The 23,611-nt window shown below is 65.3% G+C and carries 20 protein-coding genes; 11 read left to right on the top strand and 9 right to left on the bottom strand.

Going from position 1 to position 23,611, the window contains the following annotated elements; genetic code table 11:
* Window positions 1-8: 8 nt before the first annotated feature.
* The 8 genes from ACCQ08_RS02575 (at window position 9) to ACCQ08_RS02540 (ending at window position 10,240) form a co-directional block, all read left to right on the top strand.
* The gene (locus ACCQ08_RS02575) at window positions 9-1,523 is read left to right on the top strand and encodes a tripartite tricarboxylate transporter permease (RefSeq protein ID WP_239811102.1); all 1,515 of its coding nucleotides are present in this window, start codon (window positions 9-11) and stop codon (window positions 1,521-1,523) included.
* A gap of 153 nt (window positions 1,524-1,676) precedes the next feature.
* On the top strand, window positions 1,677-2,192 hold the full coding sequence (locus tag ACCQ08_RS02570; protein ID WP_313331035.1) for a sigma-70 family RNA polymerase sigma factor: 516 nt from the start codon (window positions 1,677-1,679) through the stop codon (window positions 2,190-2,192).
* Window positions 2,193-2,251: 59 nt separating this feature from the next.
* Window positions 2,252-3,379, top strand: coding sequence for a FecR domain-containing protein (locus ACCQ08_RS02565; protein WP_373448769.1), 1,128 nt, complete (start codon window positions 2,252-2,254; stop codon window positions 3,377-3,379).
* A 143-nt stretch (window positions 3,380-3,522) separates the two neighbouring features.
* Window positions 3,523-6,009 carry a TonB-dependent siderophore receptor gene (locus ACCQ08_RS02560; protein ID WP_373448768.1) on the top strand — a complete coding sequence of 829 codons (2,487 nt, stop codon included), beginning with the start codon at window positions 3,523-3,525 and terminating at the stop codon, window positions 6,007-6,009.
* 292 nt (window positions 6,010-6,301) lie between these two features.
* A complete protein-coding gene (locus ACCQ08_RS02555) occupies window positions 6,302-6,952 on the top strand; it encodes a hypothetical protein (RefSeq protein WP_373448767.1) in 651 nt (216 codons plus the stop codon).
* 134 nt (window positions 6,953-7,086) lie between these two features.
* Entirely contained in the window at window positions 7,087-8,394 is a 1,308-nt protein-coding gene (locus tag ACCQ08_RS02550) for a DUF3422 family protein (RefSeq protein ID WP_373448766.1), read from the top strand.
* A 73-nt stretch (window positions 8,395-8,467) separates the two neighbouring features.
* Entirely contained in the window at window positions 8,468-9,340 is an 873-nt protein-coding gene (locus ACCQ08_RS02545) for a DMT family transporter (protein ID WP_239812648.1), read from the top strand.
* Between the two features lie 72 nt (window positions 9,341-9,412).
* On the top strand, window positions 9,413-10,240 hold the full coding sequence (locus tag ACCQ08_RS02540) for an SDR family oxidoreductase (protein ID WP_312451585.1): 828 nt from the start codon (window positions 9,413-9,415) through the stop codon (window positions 10,238-10,240).
* 79 nt (window positions 10,241-10,319) lie between these two features.
* Here ACCQ08_RS02540 and ACCQ08_RS02535 read toward each other — a convergent pair whose 3' ends face one another.
* Both ACCQ08_RS02535 and ACCQ08_RS02530 read right to left on the bottom strand, forming a co-directional pair.
* The gene (locus ACCQ08_RS02535) at window positions 10,320-11,186 is read right to left on the bottom strand and encodes a DUF2076 family protein (RefSeq protein WP_373448765.1); all 867 of its coding nucleotides are present in this window, start codon (window positions 11,184-11,186) and stop codon (window positions 10,320-10,322) included.
* A 121-nt stretch (window positions 11,187-11,307) separates the two neighbouring features.
* Window positions 11,308-12,210 (bottom strand): DMT family transporter, encoded by a 903-nt coding sequence (locus ACCQ08_RS02530; protein ID WP_373448764.1) that lies wholly within the window; start codon window positions 12,208-12,210, stop codon window positions 11,308-11,310.
* Between the two features lie 112 nt (window positions 12,211-12,322).
* Here ACCQ08_RS02530 and ACCQ08_RS02525 point away from each other — a divergent pair, with 112 nt between their 5' ends.
* The 3 genes from ACCQ08_RS02525 (at window position 12,323) to ACCQ08_RS02515 (ending at window position 15,531) form a co-directional block, all read left to right on the top strand.
* Entirely contained in the window at window positions 12,323-13,303 is a 981-nt protein-coding gene (locus tag ACCQ08_RS02525) for a quinone oxidoreductase (RefSeq protein WP_239811111.1), read from the top strand.
* A 102-nt stretch (window positions 13,304-13,405) separates the two neighbouring features.
* Window positions 13,406-14,257, top strand: a complete 852-nt coding sequence (locus ACCQ08_RS02520) for an NUDIX domain-containing protein (RefSeq protein ID WP_373448763.1) — start codon at window positions 13,406-13,408, stop codon at window positions 14,255-14,257.
* Window positions 14,254-15,531 carry an NAD(P)/FAD-dependent oxidoreductase gene (locus tag ACCQ08_RS02515; RefSeq protein WP_373448762.1) on the top strand — a complete coding sequence of 426 codons (1,278 nt, stop codon included), beginning with the start codon at window positions 14,254-14,256 and terminating at the stop codon, window positions 15,529-15,531. The genes ACCQ08_RS02520 and ACCQ08_RS02515 overlap by 4 nt, the downstream gene beginning before the upstream one ends.
* Window positions 15,532-15,571: 40 nt before the next feature.
* Here the strand turns inward: ACCQ08_RS02515 and ACCQ08_RS02510 are convergent, their stop codons facing one another.
* The 7 genes from ACCQ08_RS02510 to otnI form a co-directional block, all read right to left on the bottom strand.
* Window positions 15,572-16,219, bottom strand: a complete 648-nt coding sequence (locus ACCQ08_RS02510) for an aspartate/glutamate racemase family protein (protein WP_373448761.1) — start codon at window positions 16,217-16,219, stop codon at window positions 15,572-15,574.
* Window positions 16,220-16,228: 9 nt separating this feature from the next.
* The gene (locus tag ACCQ08_RS02505) at window positions 16,229-17,656 is read right to left on the bottom strand and encodes an MFS transporter (RefSeq protein WP_373448760.1); all 1,428 of its coding nucleotides are present in this window, start codon (window positions 17,654-17,656) and stop codon (window positions 16,229-16,231) included.
* A 444-nt stretch (window positions 17,657-18,100) separates the two neighbouring features.
* A complete protein-coding gene (locus ACCQ08_RS02500) occupies window positions 18,101-18,478 on the bottom strand; it encodes a DUF4288 domain-containing protein (protein WP_373448759.1) in 378 nt (125 codons plus the stop codon).
* Window positions 18,479-18,810: 332 nt separating this feature from the next.
* Complete coding sequence (locus ACCQ08_RS02495) at window positions 18,811-20,178, bottom strand: sensor histidine kinase (RefSeq protein ID WP_373448758.1); 1,368 nt, start codon at window positions 20,176-20,178, stop codon at window positions 18,811-18,813.
* Window positions 20,179-20,188: 10 nt separating this feature from the next.
* Complete coding sequence (locus ACCQ08_RS02490; RefSeq protein ID WP_373448757.1) at window positions 20,189-20,860, bottom strand: response regulator transcription factor; 672 nt, start codon at window positions 20,858-20,860, stop codon at window positions 20,189-20,191.
* Window positions 20,861-21,672: 812 nt separating this feature from the next.
* Window positions 21,673-22,518, bottom strand: a complete 846-nt coding sequence (locus ACCQ08_RS02485; protein ID WP_373448756.1) for a MurR/RpiR family transcriptional regulator — start codon at window positions 22,516-22,518, stop codon at window positions 21,673-21,675.
* A gap of 98 nt (window positions 22,519-22,616) precedes the next feature.
* Entirely contained in the window at window positions 22,617-23,426 is an 810-nt protein-coding gene (otnI, locus tag ACCQ08_RS02480; RefSeq protein WP_373448755.1) for a 2-oxo-tetronate isomerase, read from the bottom strand.
* Window positions 23,427-23,611 lie beyond the last annotated feature (185 nt).

Below are 23,611 nucleotides of genomic sequence, written 5' to 3'. Positions count from 1 at the left end.
CCAGGACCATGGAATTGTTTGACAACCTGGCCACCGGTTTCGGTGTTGCCTTTACCTTTCAAAACCTGATTTACTGCTTTGTCGGCTGTCTGTTGGGTACCCTGATCGGCGTGTTGCCTGGTATCGGCCCTGTGGCCACCATCGCCATGCTGCTGCCTGCCACCTACGCGCTGCCTCCCGTGGCTGCGCTGATCATGCTGGCCGGTATTTACTACGGCGCCCAGTACGGCGGCTCTACCACGGCGATTCTGGTGAATCTCCCGGGGGAGTCATCATCGGTCGTGACCGTGATCGACGGCTACCAGATGGCCCGCAAGGGACGCGCCGGTCCGGCACTGGCGGCAGCGGGCATTGGCTCGTTCTTTGCCGGCTGCGTGGGCACCGTGATTCTGGCTGCCTTCGCACCTCCGCTGACCGAAGTGGCCTTCATGTTCGGCCCTGCCGAGTACTTCTCGCTGATGACCCTGGGCCTGATTGGCGCCGTGGTGCTGGCTTCGGGCTCGCTGCTCAAGGCTGTGGGCATGATTGTGCTGGGTCTGCTGCTGGGCCTGGTGGGTACCGACGTGAACTCCGGCGTGGCCCGTTACTCGTTCGACATTCCTGAGCTGACCGACGGTATCGACTTCGTCGTGATCGCCATGGGTGTGTTCGGCTACGGTGAAATCATCGCCAACCTGTCCAAGCCTGACGATGAGCGCGAAGTGTTCGCTGCCAAGGTGACCGGCCTGTTGCCCACCAAGGAAGACTTCAAGCTGATGTTCCCCGCCATGCTGCGTGGTACGGCGCTGGGTTCGGCCCTGGGTATCCTGCCTGGTGGCGGTGCGATGCTGTCGGCTTTTGCGGCCTACACGATCGAGAAGAAGACCAAGCTGCGTCCTGGTGAAGTTCCTTTCGGCCAAGGCAATATCCGTGGCGTGTGCTCGCCTGAATCGGCCAACAACGCCGGCTCGCAGACCTCGTTTATTCCGCTGCTGACCCTGGGTATTCCACCCAACGCCGTGATGGCACTGATGGTGGGTGCGATGACCATCCACAACATCCAGCCTGGTCCCCAGGTGATGACCAGCAACCCAGAACTGTTCTGGGGTCTGATTGCCTCGATGTGGATCGGCAACCTGATGCTGATCATCCTGAACCTGCCGCTGATCGGCGTCTGGATCAAGCTGCTGACCGTGCCTTACCGCTGGTTGTTCCCATCGATCGTGCTGTTCTGCGCTGTCGGTGTGTACGGTACCAACAACAACAGCTGGGACGTGTGGATGGTGGGTATCTTCGGTTTCGTGGGCTATGTGTTCCACAAGCTGGGTACCGAACCTGCTCCGTTGCTGCTGGGCTTCATCCTGGGCCCGATGATGGAAGAAAACCTGCGCCGTGCGCTGCTGCTCTCGCGGGGTGACTGGTCGGTGTTCGTCACCCGTCCGATCTCTGCCGGCCTGCTGATCGCAGCTGCCATCCTGCTGGTGGTGGTCTGCCTGCCAGCGGTGAGCAAGAAGCGCGAGGAAGCCTTCGTCGAAGAAGACTGATCGCCCGCAGCCCCGCTGCTCCCTGCAAAAGGCATCTTCGGATGCCTTTTTCTATTTCTGCGGCCCAGGAGGGCAGGGGCTTATCGGTGATAATGAGATTTATTCCCATCTGAGGCGCGAAAGCTGGACCGCCGATGGACACCCTGGCTTTCCATGGGGCGTTGCCCGTTCGTGCTTGAGCGCTATTACCGAGAACTGCTGAACTTCTGCCTGCGCAAGGTCAGAGACCGCGACACTGCGGCCGACCTGGCGCAGGAGAGCTATGCGCGCGTGCTCGGCATGCAGCGCGCCGGCAAGGTGATCGACCAGCCGGCTGCCTTGCTCAAGCAGGTGGCCTTGAACGCCAAGATCGACCTGGACCGACGCGCCCAGCTGCGCCAGCACGAGGACATCGACGCGCTCGATGAAACCCAGCAACCGGCCAGCCCCCAGCGTCTGCAGCCCGAGGCAGCCTATGCCTCGTCGCAAACCGTGCAGGCCTACCTGGCGACCATCGAGGCCTTGCCACCGCGCTGCCGCGAGGCCTTTTGCATGTACCTGTTCGACGAGCTGTCCAACCAGCAGATTGCAGAACGCATGGGCGTCTCGATCAGCATGGTCAACCAGTACATCAGCCGTGGCAAGATCGCCTGCGCGGCCCGCAAACAGGAGCTGGACCATGGTGATTGAGCCATTCCGGCGCGGGCCGACCTGCAGTTTTTCCGCGCCCATGCGTCTATAGCTTTGAGATGAGCCGTTTTTCCACCACGCCCTCCGATGCATCCGCCCCGCCTTTTGACGAGGCGGCGGAGGCGCGCGCGCTGCAGGCCTTCCTTGGCGGGCAGGATGCTGTGGAGGTACTGGCGGCGCAGTGGCATACGCGCCAGGAGCAGGGCCTGAATGCGGGCGAGCAGGCGGAGCTGGCGCAGTGGCTGCAAGCCAGCACCGAGCATGCCGAAGCCTTTGCCCACATGGATGCAGCTGTTGCGGGTTTGCGCGCGCTGCCCGCAGACGCGGTGGCCCAGTGGCGCGCCAGCCAAGCGGCAAACCAGCCCGAGTCCGCAGCTGCATGGCCCAGACCTGCACGGGCCCCAGCAAGGCCAACGCGCCGCCGGCGCTGGCTGCAAGCGCTGCTACCCGGCCCGCGTGGCTTGGCCCTGTGCGCCGTGCTGCTGCTGTCGTTGGGCCTGGGCTGGCACCAGTGGATGCAGCCGGTCTACAGCGCCCACTATGTTGCCGAGCGCGGCCAGCGCCAAAGCCTGCAGTTGCCCGATGGCTCGACGTTGGAGCTCGACGCCGACACCGATGCCCAGGTGCGCCTGTACCGCCACCGGCGCGAGGTGCAGCTGGCGCATGGCCAGGCCATGTTCAGCGTCGCCCCCGATGCCAGCAAGCCTTTTGAAGTGCAGGCCGGCCCGGCCCGCGTCACCGTCGTGGGCACACGCTTTGCGGTGCGCTTTCGCCAGGATGGCATCGATGCCGGTCAGGTGCGGGTGGAGGTGCAGGAGGGGCGGGTGCGCGTGGCCGCCGTGCAAACGCCAGCGGCCGCGCAGTTGCTGACCGCTGGCCAAGCCACCCAGGTGGCGGCCAATGGTCTGCTGTCGCCGGTGGGCCAGGTTGCCCCCGACAGCGTGGGCCTGTGGCGCAAGGGCCTGCTGCGCTTTGACCACACCCCCCTTGCCCAGGCCTTGCAGGAGATGGAGCGTTACGGCCCCACCGGCCTGGTGGTGCACGACCCGGCCGTCGCCGCACTGCCGATGGGCGGCAGCTACGCGACCGCCAAGCCGGCCGAGTTCGCCCATATGCTGACCCTGGTGCTGCCGGTGCGCCTGGTGCCGAGCGCCGATGGCCCGGCCGAGATTGTGGCCAGACATTAGGTCGGCTGAACTCGGGCCTGGGTGAGGGTGGCAGAGCCTGCCTGGGAAAAAATAATTCCAGAAAATGCGACAAGCGGGGTGCAGTTCTGCGCCTACGGTGCGTCATAGAAGGTAATGAGATTTATTTACTGCTTTGCCTGACCATGTCCCCAACCCGTTTGTCCTTCTCTTCGCGCTCAGCGTTGCACACTCGCTCGGTATCCCGAAACGCCCGCTTCTACCCCGCACCGCTGGCGCTGGCCGCTGCGCTGGTGCTGGCGATGCCGCTGGCTGCCTATGCCCAATCGGCCACACCGGCCCATCAGGCCAACGAGGCCAGCAGCCTGTCGATTGCGGCCCAGCCGCTGGGGCCGGCGCTGCAGGCGCTATCGGCAGCCACCGGCGTGTCCATCGGCTTTGCCCCCGCGTTGGTGGAGGGCAAGACCGCCCCCGCCGTCTCCGGCATGCTCACCGCGCAGCAGGCGGCCGACCGCCTGCTGGCCGGCAGCGGCCTGATGGCAGTGCGCCAAGGCGAGGCCATGGTCATCAAGGCGACGCCCTCGGCATCCGACACCAGCACCTTGCCGACCGTGACGGTCACCGCGCAAGGCGAGCGCAACGCGACCAGCGAAGGTTCGGGCTCGCTGGCGGCCTCGGCGGTGAGCCTCAACAAGGGCGACCAGTCGCTCAAGGACATTCCGCAGTCCATCAGCGTGATGACGCGCAAGCAGCTCGATGAGCAGGGCGTGAGCGACTTGCGCGATGCGATGAACAAGGTGACCGGCACGATGGGGGTGCAGGGCGTGGGCCAGGGCATGGTGCTGTCCGCGCGCGGCTTCCAGATCGATGCCTGGCAGTACGATGGCGTGGCCATTCCGCGCAACCATTACTCGCTGGGCAACTGGGGAACCGAGGGCATGGTCTTTTATGACCGGCTGGAGGTGCTGCGCGGTGCCTCGGGCCTGCTGCAGGGCACCGGCAGCCCCGGGGGCGCCGTCAACCTGGTGCGCAAGCGCGGCCAGCGTGAGAAGACCATCACCGTCACCGCTCGTGCCGGCTCCTGGGACCGCTACGGCCTGCAGCTCGATGCCGGCGGCCCACTGAACGACGAGGGCAGTTTGCGGGGCCGCCTGGTGGTGGACGAGTCGCGTGGCCACTCCTTTGTCGACTATGTGAATGAGCGCACACGCTCGCTCTATGCCGCGTTGGATTACGACATCAGCCCTGACACGACGGTCGGCTTGGGCGTGAGCCAGCTCGACAGCAAGGGCCGCCCCTTCATTATGGGCCTGCCGCTGTATGCCGACGGCAGCATGCCCGACCTGCCACGCTCCACCTTCACCGGCTCCGACTGGAACCGCTCGAACGTGAAGCAGACGACGGTCTATGCCGACCTGAACCACCGCATCAACAACGACTGGAAGCTCAAGGTCTCGGCGCTGCAGGTGCGCGAGCAAAATGCCTCCTTGCACCAGCGCATGACCGGCACGGTGGCAGCCGGTGGTGGCGATGTGAGCTATGACGACTGGTACACCGATTTCGACCTGAAGAAGGTCGCCTTCGATGCCTTCATCAACGGCCGCTTTGAGCTGGCGGGCTTGCACCACGATGTGACAGTGGGCGCCAACTATTCCAAGTACCGCTCCAACGATGTCTATGCCCGCACCTTCACGGCCGGGGCCGATATTTTCAACATCGACCACCACCGGCCCGAGCCCAGCCTGGCCAGCCTGCTGGCCGCCGGTGGCCGGCAGTGGAAGTCTGCCTACGATGTGCGGCAAAAGGGCATTTATGGCAGCCTGCGCACCCGCCTGACCGAGCCGCTCACGGCGATTGTGGGCGCTCGCTCCAGCTGGTATGACTCGCTCTACACCAATGCGCTCAACGACGAGCGCCAGCTCACCACCACCTCCGGTGAGATCACACCCTATGCGGGCCTGGTGTATGCACTCACCCCCGAATGGTCGCTGTACGGCAGCTATACCAGCGTGTTCGAGCCCCAGTCCGAGCGCACGGTTGCCGGCAAGGTGCTCGATCCGATCACCGGCACCAACTACGAGTTGGGCATCAAGGGCGAGCTGATGAACGGCAAGCTCAACACCTCGCTGGCGCTGTTCCGTTACGACCACAAGAACCGCGCCGTCAACGACCTGGCCTCCGGTTATGCCTGCGACGGCTGGTACTGCTCCACCTCGGCCGGCAAGGTGCGCAGCCAGGGGGTGGAGGCAGAAGTCAGCGGCGAAGTGGCACGCGGCCTGCAGGCCATGGTGGGCTACACCTTCAACACCAGCAAGTTCCTGAACGACCCGACCAACCAGGGCCAGGTCTTCAGCACCTGGACGCCCAAGCACATGCTGCGTGCCTGGCTGTCCTACCAGCTGCCTGGCGATTGGCACCGCATGAGTGTGGGCGCTGGCGTCGTCGCGCAAAGCCATACCTTGAGCTATGATCGCTCCTTCCAGGTTGCCGGCAACACCATCACCAGCCTGCGGCTGGCCTACCAGGCGACGCCCGAGGTCAGCGTTGCCCTCAACGTGAACAACGTGTTTGACAAGCACTACATCCTGCCGGGCTTTGTCGGCTACACCGGCGGCAGCTATGGCGATCCGCGCAATGCGATGCTGACCCTGAAGTACACGCCCAAGCTCTAATTGCAGGCTGAGCTGCCAACGCGCCTTGGCAGCGCCCGGCCTTGTCCAAAAACGGCAGGGTTCGGGTTTTGCAGCGCACAAACTGCGTTAGGCTGCGCGTTGCGATCCGCAAGCGGATGGGCGGGCCTTGCATGGCTAGTCCCCATCCTGTTTGCATCGGGGCCTGCCCGCAGCGCCCCGCGATGGCCAACCCCAGAGCCAGCTTTCCCCGCGCGTGCCATGCCGCGCGCCGCTGCGCATGCCTCCGCCGGGAACCCGCCAGCCATCCCATCCAGCCCAAGAGGAGGAGCTTATGTCCAAGAAAACCCAACCATCCACCCTGTTTCGCCCATTGCTGGCAGCGACCTTGGCCGTGTCTGCCAGCGTCGGCGCTGTCTTGCCCGCCCATGCCGATTACCTGTGGCTGCAGACCGACAACGGCCAGACGCGCGCGCAAGTGGGCGAGCTGCACAAGGCCCCAGGCCCGCTGAGCGCACTGAGCGAGCCGCGCCAGGTAGTGGCAGACGGCATGACCGTGCCGGCATCGGCCGACCCCTTTGTCCTGGCCCAGCAGGAGGGCGCCCCGGCCGACCAGCGCTTTGCGGCCACCCGTGCCGGCAGCGATGGTGTGCTGACCTACTACCAGGCCCGCTTTGGCCGCCAGGAGACCCGGGCCGTCCATGACCTGGAATTGGTGCCGACAACGCCCCAGGGCAATACCTACCAGCTGATGTTCAAGGGCCGGCCAGTAGCGGCCAGCCAGGTGAATGTGGACACCAGCGAAGGCTGGCGCCGGGTGCTGCTGCCCGCCAAGGATGGCACGGTGAGCTTTCCGCCCTCGTTCCCCGGCCTCTATGTGATGGAGGTCACGGCCAGGGTTGACAACGGCAGCGTGAAGCTGAACGGCAAGCAGTACGACGAGGTGCGCCACGCCGCTACCTTGAGCTTTGAGGTGCCGCAGTAAGGCCATAAGGCGGCCCTTGCCCGCAGCGGCAGGCGCGCCGCTTTTGCGCTGGCGCCTGCACAAGTATTGGCTTGGCACGACAATTGCGGCAGTTCGACGGCTTGCCGTCTGGTGATTGCCGCATTTTGTCCTTCATGAAAAACCTGCCCCTGCTGCAGCAGCACGACCTGCGCCGTGCGCTGCACAACGAAGTCCATTCCCGCCCGCCTGAAGCGCTGCCCGACCACACCGCCGTGTTCTGCACGGTGATGTGGGCCGATGCCGCCAAGCGCGCAGCCAGCCGCCAGTGGCTGCACCAGCTGCTGCGCGATCTGCAGCTGCCCGTGCCCGATGCCGAGGCCAACCACCTGCGCCTGGACCTGGGCAATGGCCGCCTGCGCTGGGAGCTGCACACCGAGTTTGTCTCCTGGACCTGGATGGTGCCCATCCGCCCTGAGGCGCTCGATGAGACCGAGCTGCCGTCTGCCAGCGACCTGGTGCCCGCCCAGTGGCTGGCCGGGCTGCCGGGCCGCTGCCTGCTGGCGATGAACGCCTGGGTGCTGCCCGCATCGCCCGCGCTGGAGAAAAAGGTCGAGCAGCGCTGGCTGTACGAGGACAAGCTCGTCGCCTCCAGGGCCTCCGAGCAGAAAGCGCAGATCTACACCGATTTCTCCATCCACTCGGATGGCGCATCGCGCCTGTTTGTGCTGAACCAGGGCCTGTCGGCGGCGCGCAATGGCCGCCTGGTGCAGCGCCTGCTCGAGATCGAGACCTACCGCATGGCCGCCTTGCTGGGCCTGCCTGCGGCGCGGGAGACCATGGAAAAGCTCGCCAGCACCGAGTCCGAGCTGGCCGAGCTGTCATCGGCCATCCGCAGCGCCGGTGCCGCCAGCGAGCCGCAACTGCTCGACCAGCTCACGCGCCTGGCCGCTCAGGTCGAGAGCCAGTACGCCGCCCACCACTCGCGCTTCTCAGCCAGCAGCGCCTACTTTGCGCTGGTGCGCCAGCGTGTGGGCGATATCCAGGAAACCCGCCTGGGCAGCTACCAGACCATTGGCGATTTCATGAACCGGCGCCTGACCCCCGCGCGCAATACCTGCGTGTCGGCGCACCAGCGGCTGGAGGCCCTGTCCCAGCGCGTCTCGCGCATCAGCAACCTGCTGCAGACGCGGGTCGACATCAGTCAGAAGCAGGGCCGCCAGGCGGTGCTCAAGGCGATGAACGAGCGCCAGGGCCTGCAGCTCAAGATGCAGTCCACCGTCGAGGGCCTGTCGGTGGCGGCCATCACCTACTACTTCACCGGCCTCATCAGCTACCTCGCCAAGGGCCTGCAGAAATGGGGGTGGCCACTGTCGCCAGAAACGACGGCGGCGCTGGCCATCCCGGTGATAGGCTTGGGCGTCTGGTGGTCGATTCGCCGCATGCACCATCGCCTGTTCCACGGCGCGGCGGACCAGCACTGATTGTTGGAGAGTTATCTTGTCTGTTTCTGTTGCACCGGCTGCGGTGCTCACGCCCAGCGTGCGCCGGGCCGGCATGGTCTGCGCCGTCGTCGGCGCCATCGCCTTCAGCGGCAAGGCCATCATCGTCAAGCTGGCTTACCGCCATGGGGTCGATGCGGTCACCCTGATCATGTACCGCATGCTGTTTGCGCTGCCGCTGTTCGTCATCATGGCCTGGTGGGCCGGGCGGGGCAAACCGGCGCTGTCGCTGCGTGACTGGCTCGCCGTCATCGCGCTGGGCTTTTGCGGCTACTACCTCTCCAGCTACCTCGATTTTGCCGGGCTGAGCTATATCAGCGCGGGGCTGGAGCGGCTGATCCTCTACCTCAACCCCACCTTGGTGCTGGCGCTGGGCTGGCTGCTGTACCGCAAGGTGGCCAGCGGCCGCCAGCTGCTGGGCCTGGCCATCAGCTACGCCGGCGTGATGCTGGTGTTCGGCATGGAGTTGTACACCCACGGCGCCGGCCAGCAGGTCGGCTGGGGCGCCACCTTGGTGTTCCTGAGCGCCGTGAGCTATGCCATCTACCTGGTCTACAGCGCCCAGTATGTGAAGCGCCTGGGTGCCCTGCGCCTCGTGGGCCTGGCCACCAGTTTTGCCTGCCTGTTCTGCATTGCGCAGTTTCTGCTGACCAGGCCGCTGCAGGCCGCCCAGGTGGATGCGGCCGTCATCTGGCTGTCCGTCTTGAACGCCACGTTGTGTACTGCCGTGCCCGTGTTGCTGGTGATGCTGGCGGTCGAACGCCTGGGTGCTGCCACCGTGGCCCAGACCGGCATGATTGGCCCCTTGTCCACCATCCTGATGGGCGTGTGGCTGCTCGGCGAGCCGCTGACCCCGGTGATGGTGGGCGGCACAGCCTTGGTGCTGACCGGCATCTACGTATTCACCCACCAAGTCAAGAGGCCATAAAGGGCATGGGCGTTCGCGCCAACGCCGTTGCCATTTGTCGCATAGCATCGGTACCCACAAGGAGATTTGAATATGGATTTTGGAATTGCCAACAAATGGGCCCTGGTCTGCGCGGCCAGCAAAGGCCTGGGCCGTGGTTGCGCGCAGGCGCTGGTCAATGAAGGCGTCAACGTAGTCATCAACGCCCGCGGCGAAGAAGCGCTGAAGGACACCGCCCGCCAGCTCAAGGTGATGGCCGCCATGTGGGCCGCAGCCGCCCCTGGCCGCGTGGCCCCCCAGGTGATTGCCGTGGCCGCAGACATCACCACCGAAGCCGGCCGTGCCGCCGTGCTGAGTGCCGAAGGCGGCCCTGGCCAGCGCTTTGACATTCTGGTGAACAACGCTGGCGGCCCACCACCCGGCGATTTCCGCGACTGGGACCGTGAGGCCTGGATCAAGGCGCTGGACGCCAACATGCTCACCCCCATCGCGCTGATCCAGACCTTGATCGACGGCATGGCCGAGCGCGGTTTTGGCCGCATCGTCAACATCACCTCCAGCTCCGTGAAGGCGCCCATCGACATCCTGGGTCTGTCCAACGGCGCGCGCAGCGGCCTGACCGGCTTTGTGGCCGGTGTGGCACGCAGCGCCATTGCCGCCAAGGGCGTGACCATCAACAACATCCTGCCCGGCAAGTTCGACACCGACCGCATTGCGGCCACCATCTCCGCCACTGCCAGCAAGACCGGCAAGAGCGAAGCCGATATCCGCGAGGCGCAGCAAAAGCAGATTCCTGCCGGTCGCTACGGCACCGCCGATGAGTTTGGCGCGATCTGCGCGTTCCTGTGCAGCCAGCAGGCCGCCTATATCACCGGCCAGAACATCCTGCCGGATGGCGGCTCCTACACAGGTACTTTCTAAGCACCTGTCACCCAAAGCAGAACCGCCCGGGCAAATGCCCGGGCGGTTTTTTTACGCCTGACATGAAGGCTGGCGGCGATCAAGCCTGGTCGTCGTCAAAGAAGTCAAAGCCATCGTCGCCGCTGTCATAGTCGGCGATGTCCTGGCTGTTGCTGTCGCTGCTGTTGTTGCTGCTGTCCTGCTCGGGCATCCAGCGGTTGACGGAGGAGTCCACATGGTCGCGCCCGGCTTGCTGGGCGAGCTGGTCCAGGCCGCTGTTGTCGCCGCTGCCGGTGGAACTGGCGCTGGCCGTGCTGGCGCTGTCTGCGGCCGGGCCGCTGCTGCTGGCTGCGTGGCTGGGGGTGGTCGCTGCCTGGGCGGGGTTGCTCCAGAGGTGGCTCAGGCCATTGAACAGCAGCATGCCGCCTGCCACACCGGCGGCCGAGGCAGCAGCCTGGCCCAGAAAGCCGCCTGCTGCCGATCCCGCGCTGGGCTGCGCAGGCATCGGGGCGGGAATGGGCGCAGGCGCTGCCGGGGCTGCACCAAACCAGCGCCCACTGCTGGCCGGGGCGGGCGTATCGGCATAGCCAGCAGGGGCCGCGCTGTTGGGCGGATAGCTCGGCGCATAGCCCGCTGGGCTGCGGCTGGCCAGATTGGCATCGGGGGTACGGCCAAAATGCGTGTCCAGCCCGGCACCTAAAAAGCTGCCACCACTGCCGCTGGCCGGTGGGGCGGCAGCAGCCCGGGCCTCGACCAGTTGTGCCTGCAACTGCGCCTCTTGCTGCTGCGCCTGCTGCAACGCCTGCTCCAGCAGCAGGCCACGCTGGGTCAGCCAATAGAGCGCATCCGGGGTTTGCTGGGCCTGCTGGCGTACCCAGGCTTCTGCCTGGCCATCCTTGGGCTGGCCATCGCGCTGGCGCAGTTGCTGGAAGAGGTTCTCGATCAGGGTTTGTTCTTGCGCATTCATCTCGGCATCCTTGCGATGGTGGTGTCACCGCATATGGGATGCACTGTGCGCCTGCACAAGGGCGCCAGTGTGAAGCCTGCGTTCTATCGGTAGCAGGTTGTAAGCGGCGCATCGCGCCGCATCACGCCCGGCGCGACGAGATCACAATGCCGGCGACGACCAGCACAAAGGCCACACCGTGGTAGAGCCGGGGCGGCTCGCCCAGAAATGCGGCCGATAGCACGGCGGCAAACAGCGGCGTCAGGTTGGTGAAAAAGCCCGCCACCGTCGGGCCGACCCGCTGCACGCCGATGCCCCAGCAGCGGTAGGCCAGGATCGCCGGGCCGATGACGATATAGGCAATCGCCCAGAGCAGGGTGCTGTTCATCTGCAGCTGGCTGGCGCCCATCGCCCATTCGGTGCCGGCAAACAGGCCCGACCACAGCAGGCCAAACGCCAGCTGGGCCATCAGCAGCAGCGCCCACTGGCTTTTGATGCCGGCGGGCTCATGGGTGCGCACCAGCAGCCAGCTGTAGAGCGACCAGCAGGCGGTGGACAGCAGCATGAACAGATCCCCCGGCACCAGGCGCAGCTGGCTCAGCTGCTGCCAGTCGCCATGGCTGAGCACCAGCAGCACGCCGCTGACCGAAAACAGCGCGCCCAGCATCTGCGGCCGCGTGATGCGGGTCTGGAAGAACAGCGCGCCAAAAGCCATCATCCACAGCGGCATGCTGGATGCGACCAAGGTCACATTGATGGGGCCCGAGGTCTTCAGCGCCATGTACTGGAAGGCGTTGTAGCAGCCAATGCCCAGCAGGCCGATGACGGACCAGCGCTTCCAGTGCGGCCACAGCGGGCTGCCCCGGCGCAGCAGCGGGTAGGCCAGCGGCAGCATGATCGCAAAGGCCAGCAGCCAGCGCACAAAGTTCAGCAGCATCGGGGAGACCAGCTCATGCACCAGCCGGCCGACCACGGCATTGCCGGCCCACATCAGCGGCGCGGTGGTCAGCAGCGCCATCGTCGAAGGTGTCAGTTTTTGTTGCATCGCCAGACTGTACATCCCCGTGACAGCGGTCCGTCTGAAAGCGTGGCAGCATGGTGACTGACGGCACCAGGAACCTGGCCAGACCCAATCCAGTTCACACAGGAGAATTTCCATGTCTTTGGCAGTACAGATTGCCCGCAATGGCGGACCCGAGGAGATGAAGCTGGTCGACGTGGACGTCGGCGCGCCCGGCCCGGGCGAGGTGCGCATCCGCCACCATGCGATCGGGCTCAATTTCATCGACGTCTACCAGCGCACCGGCCTCTACACCTTGCCGATGCCGCTGAACCTGGGCATGGAAGGCGCCGGTGTCGTCGAGGCCGTGGGCGATGGCGTGCAGCACCTGCAGCCGGGCGACCGGGTCGCCTATGCCAGCAACCCGCCGGGCAGCTACAGCGAAGTGCGGGTGATGCCCGCCACCTATGTCTGCCAGCTGCCCGACAGCATTGATTTTGAAACCGGCGCGGCGATGATGCTCAAAGGCCTGACGGCCCAGTACCTGCTGCGCCAGGCCAAGCCGGCCGAAGGCCTGCATTCGGGCGACTTTGTGCTGTTCCATGCCGCCGCTGGCGGGGTGGGGCTGATCGCCTGCCAATGGGCCAAGGCGCTGGGCCTGCGCCTGATTGCCACCGCCGGCTCCGATGAAAAATGCCAGCTGGCACTGGCCAACGGCGCCGAGGTAGCGATCAACTACCGCACGGAAAACTTTGCCGAGCGGGTCAAGGACATCACCGGCGGCAAGGGCGTCAAGGTCGTCTATGACTCGGTGGGCAAGGACACCTGGGATGGCTCACTGCAATGCCTGCGCGCCTTTGGCCTGATGGTCTCGTTTGGCAACGCCTCCGGCCCGGTGCCGCCTTTTGCGCCGGCCATCCTGGCGGCCAAGAGCCTCTATGTCACCCGCCAGGGGCTGTTCACCCACCTGCGCTCGCGCGAGGCCTGCCAGGCGATGGCCAATGACCTGTTCGCCGTCGTCGGTTCGGGCCAGGTCAAGATCCACATCGCGCAGCGCTTTGCGCTGTCCGAAGTGCAGGCCGCGCACCGCGCGCTGGAGGCGCGCAAGACCACGGGCAGCAGCATCCTGCTGCCTTGATATTCCCGTAGCCGATGCCCGCATCGGGTTTTGGGGCGGGGCTTGGTGGCCCACAGGTGCAGATGGACTAACATCCATCTGCTTTTATTTTGATAGTGCCCCATGTCCCCTGTATCTCCCCCGCCGTTCGCGCCCCAGCCGCCCGCCTGGCTGGCTGCTGCGCGCACGGCCATGCAGTCGCCACCGCGCAAGGCCAGGCTGCCGCTCTGGGTCAACGGCCAGGCGGTCGGCTCGCTGGTCGAGCATTTCTTGATCGAGACCGGCATCGCAGGGCGCCTGGGCGGTGATGCACTGCTGTCCAAGCGCGAGCGCTCGGGCACGGCGGTGTGGCTGCTGGAATCGCCCACGCAAGATGCCACCACCTTGATGGGGCGCCTGGCCGATGCGTTGCGCGATGCGGGCCGCAGCGGCCCCTGGCGCAATGAGCAGCTGGCCGTGCAGGCAGTGGATGGCAGCCGCATCGGCACCGTGGAACGCGGGGCGGTGCGCGTGCTGGGCATTGCCACCTTGGCGGTGCACCTGGTGGGCATGGCCCCGGATGGGCGCCTGTGGGTGCAGCAGCGCGCGGCCAACAAGGCCAACTACCCGCTGCACTGGGACACCTTGATGGGCGGCATGGTCTCGGCCCAGGACAGCCTGGAGCAAGCGCTGGCCCGCGAAACCTGGGAAGAGGCCGGTCTGCAGATCGCCGACTTGCAAGGCCTGCGCCATGGCGGCGTGCTGCGCTTTCGCCAGCCCGACAGCGATGGTGGCGACGGCCTGGGCTATATGTACGAAGACATCCACTGGTATGCCGCCACCGTGCCTGACGGCATGGCGCCGCGCAACCAGGATGGCGAAGTGGCGCAGTTTGCGCTGTGGCAGGCCGGCGAGGTCGAGCAGCAGCTGGCGCAGGCACGATTCACGCCCGAGGCCGCCTTGGTCTGGGCCGGTTTTGCAGATTGGATGACATGACAGAGACAGCGAACAAGCAGGGCGCCCCGGTGCAGGCGCCCAAGCAGGTGGTGGTGGTGGGTGCCGGTGTGGTTGGCGTGGCCACGGCCTTAGCGCTGCAAAGCTATGGCGTGGCGGTCACCCTGATCGACCGGGGCGAGCCTGGCATGGAATGCAGCTACGGCAACTCCGGCGCGATCAGCCCCGGCTCGGTCGCGCCGCTGGCCCTGCCCGGCATCTTGAAGACCGTGCCCGGCATGCTGATGGACCAGGACGGCCCGCTGTCGATTGGCTGGAAGCACCTGCCCAAGGCGGCATCCTGGCTGGTGGCCTTTGCGCAATCGGCCGAGCCCAAGCGCGTGGCCGCAGCGGCCGAGCGCCTCAACGACCTGTACCAGGGCGCCGTCGATGCGCATGCGGCGCTGGCGCAGAACCTGGGTGTGTCCGAGCTGTTCATGCGGCGCGGCCATCTGCACCTCTACCCCGATGCCGGCTATGCGCAAAAAGATGCCACCGGCTGGCAGCTGCGCGCCCAATACGGCTACCAGGTCGAGGAGCTGGACCGTGCCGGCATCGAGGCGCTGGAGCCCCATGCGCCCCAGGGCTATGCCCATGGCCGCTACCTGGCCGACCACGGCACCATCCTGAACCCGCTGCGCTATGTGCAAAGCATGTTGCATGCCTTTGTGCAGCGCGGCGGCAAGCTGGTGCAGGCGGAGGTCAAAGCCATCCGCCCCGATGACAAGGGCTGGGCCGTGCGCACCGGCGAAACCGCGTTGGATGCGCAGCGCTGGCCGCATGTGGTGGTGGCCGCTGGCGCCTGGGCGCCAGCGCTGCTCAAGCCGCTGGGCATGCTGCTGCCGATCGAATCACAACGCGGCTACCACGCCCAGTTTGCCGGCGCCCAGCACCTGGTGGAACGCACCGTGGTGCTGGCCGACAAGAAAGTGTTTATCGCACCGATGGAAGGCGGGCTGCGCGTAGGCGGCACGGTCGAGATCGCCGGCCTGGCGGCGCCGCCCAACCCGCGCCGCGCTGCTGGCATCGAGCGCATCGCCCGCGAGGCCTTCCCGGCGCTGGCCGGCCTGGAGGCCCAGCACTGGATGGGCCACCGCCCCTGCCTGCCGGGCTCGGTGCCGGTGGTGGGCCATATCGATGCGATCCAGGGCCTGTGGCTGGCCGTCGGCCATGGCCATCTGGGGCTGACCGGCTCGCTGCCCACAACCCAGCGCATCGCGAACGGCATGTGCGGGCCGCAAGCGCTGCCTTTCTGGCAACTGCGCACCGCTGGCTAACTGGCATCACTAGCAGCCGCTTGGCTGATCGCCGGCGCGCTCAGCCCATCAGTTGTGCCAGCCGGCGTACCGCCGCCGGTATCGGCGCAATCACCGGCAGGTGCAGGCGCTCGGCCAGCGCAATGGCGGCCTGGCCCAGCGGGCCGCCGCCAATGATCACGGCCTGCGCGCCATCCTCGTCCACACAGCGCTGCACCGCTTGCGCCAGTGCGGCTTCCAGTGCCGGGGCATCGCCACTCAAGGCGCGCGGGTCGCCCTCGGTCAGGCGGATGCCGGTGTAAAGATGGGTCAAACCCACCGCAGCCACCCGCCCGGCAATCGGCTCCACCAGGTCCGGCGTGACGGTGGCTACGCCAAAGCGCCGGCCGCCGCTGGCCGCCTCCAGCATCGAGGCCTCGGCAATGCCCACCACCGGCATGCGGCTCAAGGCCCGCAGCCGCTCCAGCCCCGGGTCGCCAAAGGCGCTGATGATGGTGCCGGCGCAGTCGCTGGGCGCCTCGCGCCAGCAGTCTTCCACCTCCAGCGCGGCTTGCGCCAGCTCGGCCGCGTTGACGATCATCGTCGGCCCCTTGCCGGCGGTGCGGGGCAGAATCCGCCACTGCGCGGGGGCCGCGCGCTGGGCAATATCGGCCATCATCGCGGTGGTGGCCTCGGAGGCATTGGGGTTGATCAGCAGGATTTTGGGCATGCAGCAAAACTAGGATTGGGCCACGGCAGGCGTGCCAGCCAGGGGCTCGGCATCGGGGGAGCGGCCATAGGTTTCGGGTACGCATTGCACACTGATGATGAACACCAGGTACATCGCAGCGGCCAGGCCAAACACGCCGCCCAGGCCAAAGCCATCAAACAGACGGCCTGCTACCAGCGGCATCAGTGCACCGGCTGCCGTACCGGTGGCCAGAATGAAGGCGGTGCCAAAGGCGCGCACACGGGTGGGGTAGAGCTCGGGCGCATAAATCCAGATGGTGGTGTTGAGCAGCAGCACAAAGAACTGGAAGGTGGCACCGGCCATCAGCAGCACCACAATGCTCTTGGCGGCAAAGCCAATCGTCAGTGCAGCCAGGCAGGCGCAGATGGCGCCGGCGGTCAGCACCCGTTTGCGCGGAAAGTGAAAGCCCAGCGCCGAGGCCGCAATCGCGCCCAGCAGGCTGCCGCTTTGCATCACCATCGTGAACAGCAGGCTCTTGGACATGCTGTAGCCCAGGCCCACCAGAATCGTCGGCATCAAGGTCAGCACCGAAATCTGCGCGCCATAGGTCATCCAGATGGTGATGCACAGCGGCACGGTGCGGCGGCCCAGCGCGCCCCGGAAAATCTCGGTGATGCGCACCTTGATCTTGGCCGCCGTGGTGCTGCTGCCGTCATCACTGATATAGGGGTGGCTGGCTTGCGCAGCGCCCGCCAGCTTGCCCGATGCCAGGCGCGTCAGCACTGCATTGGTCTCGGCAATGCGGCCTTGCGACAGCAGAAAACGCGGCGTCTCGGGGATATAGCGGCGGTAGAACGCAGCCAGCAGTGCCGGCACCATCAGGCAGACAAAGAGCCAGCGCCAGCCGTTGTCGCCGGGGAAGATCCAGAACACCAGCAAGCCAAAGGCCGGTGCCAGAAAATTGCCCAGCCCGCCCGCGCCCACATTGACGAGGCCCACCGCCGTGCCCCGGAACTTGGACGAGCAGAATTCCGACAGCATCGTGACCGCAATCGCAATCTCGCCGCCCAGGCCAAAGCCCACCACCGCCCGGCCCAGTGCCATCACCGCCAGGTTGGGCGCCATCGCGCAGATGCCCGCACCAATGGTGAATAGCAGCAGATCCACCGACAGCATCACGCGGCGGCCATAGCGGTCTGCGATATAGCCCGAGACGATGCGGCCAATCGCCGCGCAGGCAAAGGTTACCGAGTTGAGCATGCCGATGTCCGACGCCGTCAGCCCCCATTGCTCCTTGAGCATGGGCCCGATGATGCCGACCGCATTCTGCTCGAAGCTGTCAAACAGGCAGCCAATCAGGATCAAAAAGATGATCGTGTGGTGCGAGCGGGTCACCCCTATCTTGTCCAGGGCCTGGTCGAGTTCGGCCACCTTGGGAGAGTCGGGTGCAGAGGAAAGTGCAGGTCCACCAGCCATTGAAAGCTCCTTGAGAAGAGTCGTACTTGCTCGATTCGGATCGCTGCGCCAGTGTTGGGCAGTTCATCGAAGTTTGGTATAGGTATTTCACTAATATGGTGCATGTGAAATTGAAATTTCATGCACTAAGCAAACTTAAGCAAGCAACGTGCCATCCAGGGTGGCAGTGGGGATCAGGGTGGTGGGCGTTACAGCGAGGCCACGGCAGCGGATGCGCGACCGATCTACAAGTTGGCGGTATTGATGAGACGGGGGTGATGTTGCTTGGGGCTGTCTATGAGCGACCCAGCGCAGGCGGTCAGATATCGCCCGGATCCCCTAAACAGAGCATGGAAGACCTGCTGCTTGCCGAATTGCGGCTGTTACGGCATGGAACGAGGTACGAGATCGTATTGCCAGCCATCCGTCCATCAAGCAGATTTGGCACTGCGGTGTTGACCTGAACTACTGCCGAAACGAGCCTTTGGGACGCACCATCTTTTTAAGGTTCTTCAGTAGCCGTGGAGCTCGCTCGGTCCAGGCAATTTCGGCTCCATCACCTGGCTCCTCATAGATGGGCAAAACCTCGGTAACGCCGACCAACTCCCACTGAACCGGCACTCCCGCCGAGCCTCCTTGGTAAGGCTCAGTGGCCGCATGGGCCATTTTCACTCCCTTTTCGTAGGCCTCATCCTGGTCTGCCGCACGCACCAGGATGCTGTTCTCCCAGGACAGGAAGCGAGCGTTGTCGTTGTTCTTGTCTTTGTCGTCGAGTTCAACAAAACGAAGGAGGTAGGACACCAAATACCAGCCCACGGGGGAGACGTTTTTATCGTAGGTCATATGTGGATGAATGTTTGGGCGTTCGCAATTTATAGCACCATGCCGATCCTGCGATCGTCTGACTCTGGCAGGCAGTCATCGTCACCGCCTTGGTGCTGAGGTTTGCTTGGGTCTTGATGGTGATTACGGTTGCACTGCTCCCGCCCCCACGGGTGAGCTTCCACACACCCTAGGGCTGACCCGCAGAAGCCCTTTGGGCGGCGCCTTTTCATGGCTGAGCAGGCGCTCCATATTGTCAAACTCGCCGACGATGCAACGCGCATGCACGAGCTTGGCCTCGCCCTCGGGCGTCAGGCTCCTGCGCCTGGTTGGGCGGATGACCAGTGCCGTCTTCAGCCGGCAGGCAGCGTTCGGGAATTCGTTAGCAGTGGCAGACGAATCTCGAAGCAGGCCCCACCGCCCGGTACCTCCGTGACCTCCACGCAGCCATGGTGCAGATCGATGATCTCCCGCACCAAATGCAGGCCCAGGCCGGTGCCCTGGTCGCTCGGGTGCAGGCGATAAAAGGGCTCGAAAATGCGTTCGCGTTCTTCAAGGGGCACGCCCGGTCCCTGGTCGTGCACGCGCAAGCTGCCGTGCGTGGCGCTGGCCTCCACGTCAAGAGCAATAAGCCCTTGGCCGCCACCATGCACGATCGCGTTCTGCAGCAGATTGACCAGGGCACGTCCCAAGGCCAGCCCGTCACCCTCGACATGGATGGGCGCGTCAACGCTGTTGACCTCGAACGCATAACCCGCGTCGATCACCAGGGGGGCCATGTCGGCCCCTACCTGCAGCGCCACTGCGCGCAAGTCGATAGCGGCCAGCGCATTCAGTTCCTGGCCCTGGCGCCCCAGGCGCTGCAGATCCAGCAGCGTCTCGGCCAGGTTCGACAGGCGTGCCACATCGGCCAGCAGGCGCGTTCGGGCCGTTCCGGATGTCAGCATGCCGACCCGGAGCTCCAGGATGGCGATGGGTGCGCGCAGTTCGTGGGCCGCATCGGCCAGGAAGCGATCCCGCGCGTCGTAGCCCTGGCCAAGGCGTGCCAGCGCATCGTTCACCGCTTTGACGAGGGGCTGCACCTCTGCAGGCAAGCCATCTTCTTCCAGCCGAGCGTCTCGCTCGCGGATATTGATGGCCTCGGCCTGCCGCGCCGTGCGAGACACGCCTGCTAGCGCCCGCCGGGTGAGCCAGGGAACGACAGCAAGGGTCACCAGAACCAAGGGCAGCAAAAGCGGCAGCGCGAACACGGCCATCATGATGGTGAAGGCCGCCCAAAAACCCTGCGAAGGGGCGCCGCCTACCAGCAAGTACAGCTGCCCGAAGGGCGCCTCGTGGATGACGACCCGCAAGGCGAACACCGCGGGATCATGGCGCGCCCACAGGCCCGATTCGCCCAAAGAAGGCAAGGCCGCTACCAACCCCTGAACATGGGCTGGCACCGGCCCATGGCGCAGCTCCTGTCCTTTCCCGTCTGAGGCAACAAACCAGAGCGTGGAGAGGGCGGCCAGCCGACGGATCTCCTCGGTGTCTGCCTGCACCAGCCTGCCCTGGGCATCGCGCTGGATCGAATTCGCCACGGTGCCCACCACGCCTTCGTCCACCGTGCCCGAGGATTTGAGCGCGACGATCCATGAGAAACCGGCCAGCACCACCATGAAAATGACCAGTTGAAACCCGATCAGGCTGAGGCTCAGTTTCAGGACCAGCGATTTGCGCAACCTCCTCATCCTAGTTCGCCTTGAGCAGGTAGCCTATGCCCCGGATCACATGGATGGTGACCCCGGCCTCTACCGCTTCCAGTTGGCGGCGCAGTTTGGAGATGTGCGCATCGAGCGCATTGGATTGGATCTCGTCTTCAAAGCCGTAGACGCGCTCAATCAGCCATTCGCGCAGCACCGTGCGCTCGGCGCGCAGGCACAGCGCTTCCAGCACCAGAAGCTGGCGGCGCGGCAGGGGCACAGGCAGGTTGTCCACCAGCGCTTCCCGCGTGCTGAAGTTGAAGGTGAGGCGCCCCACATTCACCGTGGGTATGCTCACCTGGGCAGGACGACGGCCGATGGCCCGGATGCGGGCCATGAGCTCCTCCACCGCAAAGGGCTTGCTTAGATAGTCATCCGCACCCAGGTCCAGGCCGTGCACGCGCTCGGCAACGTCTCTTTTTCCGGTCAGCAAGATGATGGGCAAGTGCGGGCGGCTGCTGCGCGCCTCCACGATAAGACTGGCGCCATCCCCATCCGGTAACTGGCGGTCCAGCAACACCAGGTCATGCAGCGGTTGCTGCAGTGCGGCCCGCGCTTGGAGGATGGATACAGCCCCATCGACCACCATGCCCTGCGCCTCCAGCGCCTGCCGTATCAGCGAGGCCATTTCCGGTTCGTCCTCCACCATCAGTATTCGCATGCAGAGCGCTCGGTTCTTGTATTGGGTAAGCGCAGGAAAGTACCACATCCGCGCACTTCAGGACGCAATGTTCAGGCAACCTTGGTGATGACCAAATACAGGTCCTGTACTTCTTGCATCCCTCGTCAAGATGCGCCGCTGTGGTCAGGCGAGGCGGCTGCATCTGATTTATCCCAGCGTCCGTGAAAGGGATGAACGGGGGGTTGGTCGGGGCAGTGGGCCCAGGTAGCCGTCCTTCAATTTGCACCCTCGTAGCACCGCAGATGAATGTGTCGGTTGGCGCCATGTTGAGGCAATGTGGAAATGGTCCACTGCCAAGGAACACAACACATCCAAAGGACTACCCCTCATGCTTTTCAAGCAGATCAGGCCCATCGCCTTGTGCCTGGGTACCGTAGCCCAAGCCCTGGCGATCATGTCCCTCTCCATGCCCGCGCAAGCACAAACAGGGGGCCACGAGCTTGTCCCTCGCCAACAGAGCCAAGCGACAGGGACACCGCGCGCAGGCCAGTTGACGGTGGATCACCCAAGGCCTGTCCGGGCCACCCCTAGCGTTCCAAGCCCAGAGGCAGCTCTGCCAGGCTCGCCAGGCATTGCGCACCCGCCAAGAGGCGCAATCGCGCAGTTCCGCACGCCCACCTGGTTGTCAGAGCCTGCAGGATGGCGATGGGTGCGCACCGTTCGTGGACTGCAGCGGCCCAAGAGCGATCAGGCGCGCCCCAACCACCGCTAAGCAGGTCCGGTCCAGGTCGCTACAGCGTATCTGCGCTGTATACCAACGGGTGGGCAGTTGGCGCGTCTATGCCGGTTGACTAGAACTCCTGGTGCTGCTCATGCTGCTGCTCAATGGCAGCCAGGCGCTTGCGGCCGGGCGCGCCGGCGGCCTCCAGCACCATGGTGGCCAGCAGGTCGCAGACGGCCATCACGGACACATGGTTGTCCAACAGGCCTGGGCCATGGCAGTCGCACTGGAGGGACCAGGTGGCGGCGGCGTAGTGAGGGGAAGCCTGGTCGCTCACCAGCAGCACCGACGCACCAGCCTTGCTGGCGCTGGCCAGCAGTGCGGCCATCTGCCGGGTCTGGCGGCGCATGCCAAACAGGATGACGCAGTCGTTCTTGCCCAGCTGGGCGGTGTACTCGGCCAGGGTCTCACCGGGGCCAGGCAGGCTGATCACCTGGGGCACCACCTGGATGATCTGCCAGCGCAGGTACTGGGCAAAGGCATGGCTGCTGCGGCTGCCAAAGATGAGCACCTGGCGCGCGGCGATGATGGCCTGCACGATCTCGCTCAGTTGCGGCTCGCTCAGCTGGTCCAGGGTGTTTGTCAGGTTGGCCAGCGAGCGCTCGCGGTGGGTCGCCAGCATCTGCCCGCGCTGAAAAGCCTCGGCCGCCGACTGGAACAGCGGCGAGCCGCTTTGCTTGTCCTCGCGCACCTGGCGGCGCGCCTCTTCGTAGTTCTCATAGCCCAGGCGGCGGATAAAGCGGCTCACCGTGGAGGGCGACACCTTCGCCAGCTGGGCCAGTTCATTGCCAGCGTAGCTGGCCAGCTCGCCTGGGAACTCCAGCACAAAGTCGGCCAGTTGCCGCTCGGTGGCCGGCAGTGCCTGCAGGTGCTGGCGCACCCGCTGCAAAAATGATTCGGTCGCTGGTGGTCGCATCGCATGGCGGCGGGCCGGTGGGCCTGCAGCTAAAAGGGGATGAGGGGATTCTAGGCCAGCCGATTCATCCCATCCACCACGGCGGTGCGCAGAGCCGCTTAGTGGGCCTTGGCCAGATAAGGCTTGAACCAGCCCAGACCATCGCTGGTGCCATGGGGCGCCGCGCCGCGCGCGGGCTTGTACTCGCAGCCAATCCAGCCGTCGTAGCCCAGGCTGTCCAGCAGCGCAAACAGATAGGGGTAGTTCAGCTCGCCCACATCGGGCTCATGGCGTTCGGGCACGCCAGCAATCTGGATATGGCCGACCTGGCCGGTGGGCAGGTACTGGCGGATCTTCATCGCCAGGTCGCCCTCGACAATCTGGCAGTGGTACAGGTCCATCTGCACCTGCACATTGGCGGCACCAATCTCTGCGACCAGGGCATGGGCCTGGTCCTGGCGGCTCAGGAAGAAGCCCGGCATATCGCGGCCATTGATGGGTTCGAGCAGGATGCGCACGCCTTGCGCCGCCGCCTGCTCGGCCGCATGGCGGATATTGGCGATGTAGGTGGCGCGCACGGTAGCAGCATCGGCGCCCGCAGGCACCAGGCCGGCCATCACATGCAGGCGCGGGCATTGCAGCGCCTGGGCATAGCGCAGCGCCTGCGCGATGCCATCGCGGAACTCGGCCTCCCGCCCAGGAATGCAGGCGATGCCGCGCTCGCCCCGGTCCCAGTAGCCCGGCGGCGCGTTGAACAGCACCTGCTGCAGGCCCTGCTGCTGCAGCAAGGCGGCCAGCTGCTCGGGCGCGTAGGCGTAGGGGAAGAGGTACTCGACGGCAGTGAAACCATCGCGCGCAGCGGCGGCAAAGCGGTCCAGAAAGTCCAGGTCGTTGTAGAGCATGGACAGATTGGCAGCAAAACGGGGCATGGGGTGCTTTCCAAAAAAGGGGCGGCCGGCAGGCAAGTGATCAGCGCGGCAGGCAGGGTTAGGGATGCTCTGCAAAACCCTCGCCAAGCGGGATGGACGCGGATCGGGATGAGCCGCAAGGCGTCTTTTGCAGTCGAGCCGTAGCTATTGACAAGGAAGACAACGAAGCGGATCGCCCGAGACCG

The organism is Comamonas sp. SY3, from assembly GCF_041730275.1.
Taxonomy (GTDB): Bacteria; Pseudomonadota; Gammaproteobacteria; order Burkholderiales; family Burkholderiaceae_C; genus Comamonas; species Comamonas sediminis.
Note: the sequence above shows the minus strand (reverse complement) of the source record. Positions and strands in the feature narration are given on the sequence as shown.

Bases quoted from the DNA above. Each gene is read 5' to 3' on its own strand.
- ACCQ08_RS02575 (WP_239811102.1), top strand. From the start codon at position 9: ATGGAATTGTTTGACAACCTGGCCACCGGTTTCGGTGTTGCCTTTACC.
- ACCQ08_RS02570 (WP_313331035.1), top strand. From the start codon at position 1,677: ATGGGGCGTTGCCCGTTCGTGCTTGAGCGCTATTACCGAGAACTGCTG.
- ACCQ08_RS02565 (WP_373448769.1), top strand. From the start codon at position 2,252: ATGAGCCGTTTTTCCACCACGCCCTCCGATGCATCCGCCCCGCCTTTT.
- ACCQ08_RS02560 (WP_373448768.1), top strand. From the start codon at position 3,523: ATGTCCCCAACCCGTTTGTCCTTCTCTTCGCGCTCAGCGTTGCACACT.
- ACCQ08_RS02555 (WP_373448767.1), top strand. From the start codon at position 6,302: ATGTCCAAGAAAACCCAACCATCCACCCTGTTTCGCCCATTGCTGGCA.
- ACCQ08_RS02550 (WP_373448766.1), top strand. From the start codon at position 7,087: ATGAAAAACCTGCCCCTGCTGCAGCAGCACGACCTGCGCCGTGCGCTG.
- ACCQ08_RS02545 (WP_239812648.1), top strand. From the start codon at position 8,468: ATGGTCTGCGCCGTCGTCGGCGCCATCGCCTTCAGCGGCAAGGCCATC.
- ACCQ08_RS02540 (WP_312451585.1), top strand. From the start codon at position 9,413: ATGGATTTTGGAATTGCCAACAAATGGGCCCTGGTCTGCGCGGCCAGC.
- ACCQ08_RS02535 (WP_373448765.1), bottom strand. From the start codon at position 11,186: ATGAATGCGCAAGAACAAACCCTGATCGAGAACCTCTTCCAGCAACTG.
- ACCQ08_RS02530 (WP_373448764.1), bottom strand. From the start codon at position 12,210: ATGCAACAAAAACTGACACCTTCGACGATGGCGCTGCTGACCACCGCG.
- ACCQ08_RS02525 (WP_239811111.1), top strand. From the start codon at position 12,323: ATGTCTTTGGCAGTACAGATTGCCCGCAATGGCGGACCCGAGGAGATG.
- ACCQ08_RS02520 (WP_373448763.1), top strand. From the start codon at position 13,406: ATGTCCCCTGTATCTCCCCCGCCGTTCGCGCCCCAGCCGCCCGCCTGG.
- ACCQ08_RS02515 (WP_373448762.1), top strand. From the start codon at position 14,254: ATGACAGAGACAGCGAACAAGCAGGGCGCCCCGGTGCAGGCGCCCAAG.
- ACCQ08_RS02510 (WP_373448761.1), bottom strand. From the start codon at position 16,219: ATGCCCAAAATCCTGCTGATCAACCCCAATGCCTCCGAGGCCACCACC.
- ACCQ08_RS02505 (WP_373448760.1), bottom strand. From the start codon at position 17,656: ATGGCTGGTGGACCTGCACTTTCCTCTGCACCCGACTCTCCCAAGGTG.
- ACCQ08_RS02500 (WP_373448759.1), bottom strand. From the start codon at position 18,478: ATGACCTACGATAAAAACGTCTCCCCCGTGGGCTGGTATTTGGTGTCC.
- ACCQ08_RS02490 (WP_373448757.1), bottom strand. From the start codon at position 20,860: ATGCGAATACTGATGGTGGAGGACGAACCGGAAATGGCCTCGCTGATA.
- ACCQ08_RS02485 (WP_373448756.1), bottom strand. From the start codon at position 22,518: ATGCGACCACCAGCGACCGAATCATTTTTGCAGCGGGTGCGCCAGCAC.
- otnI (WP_373448755.1), bottom strand. From the start codon at position 23,426: ATGCCCCGTTTTGCTGCCAATCTGTCCATGCTCTACAACGACCTGGAC.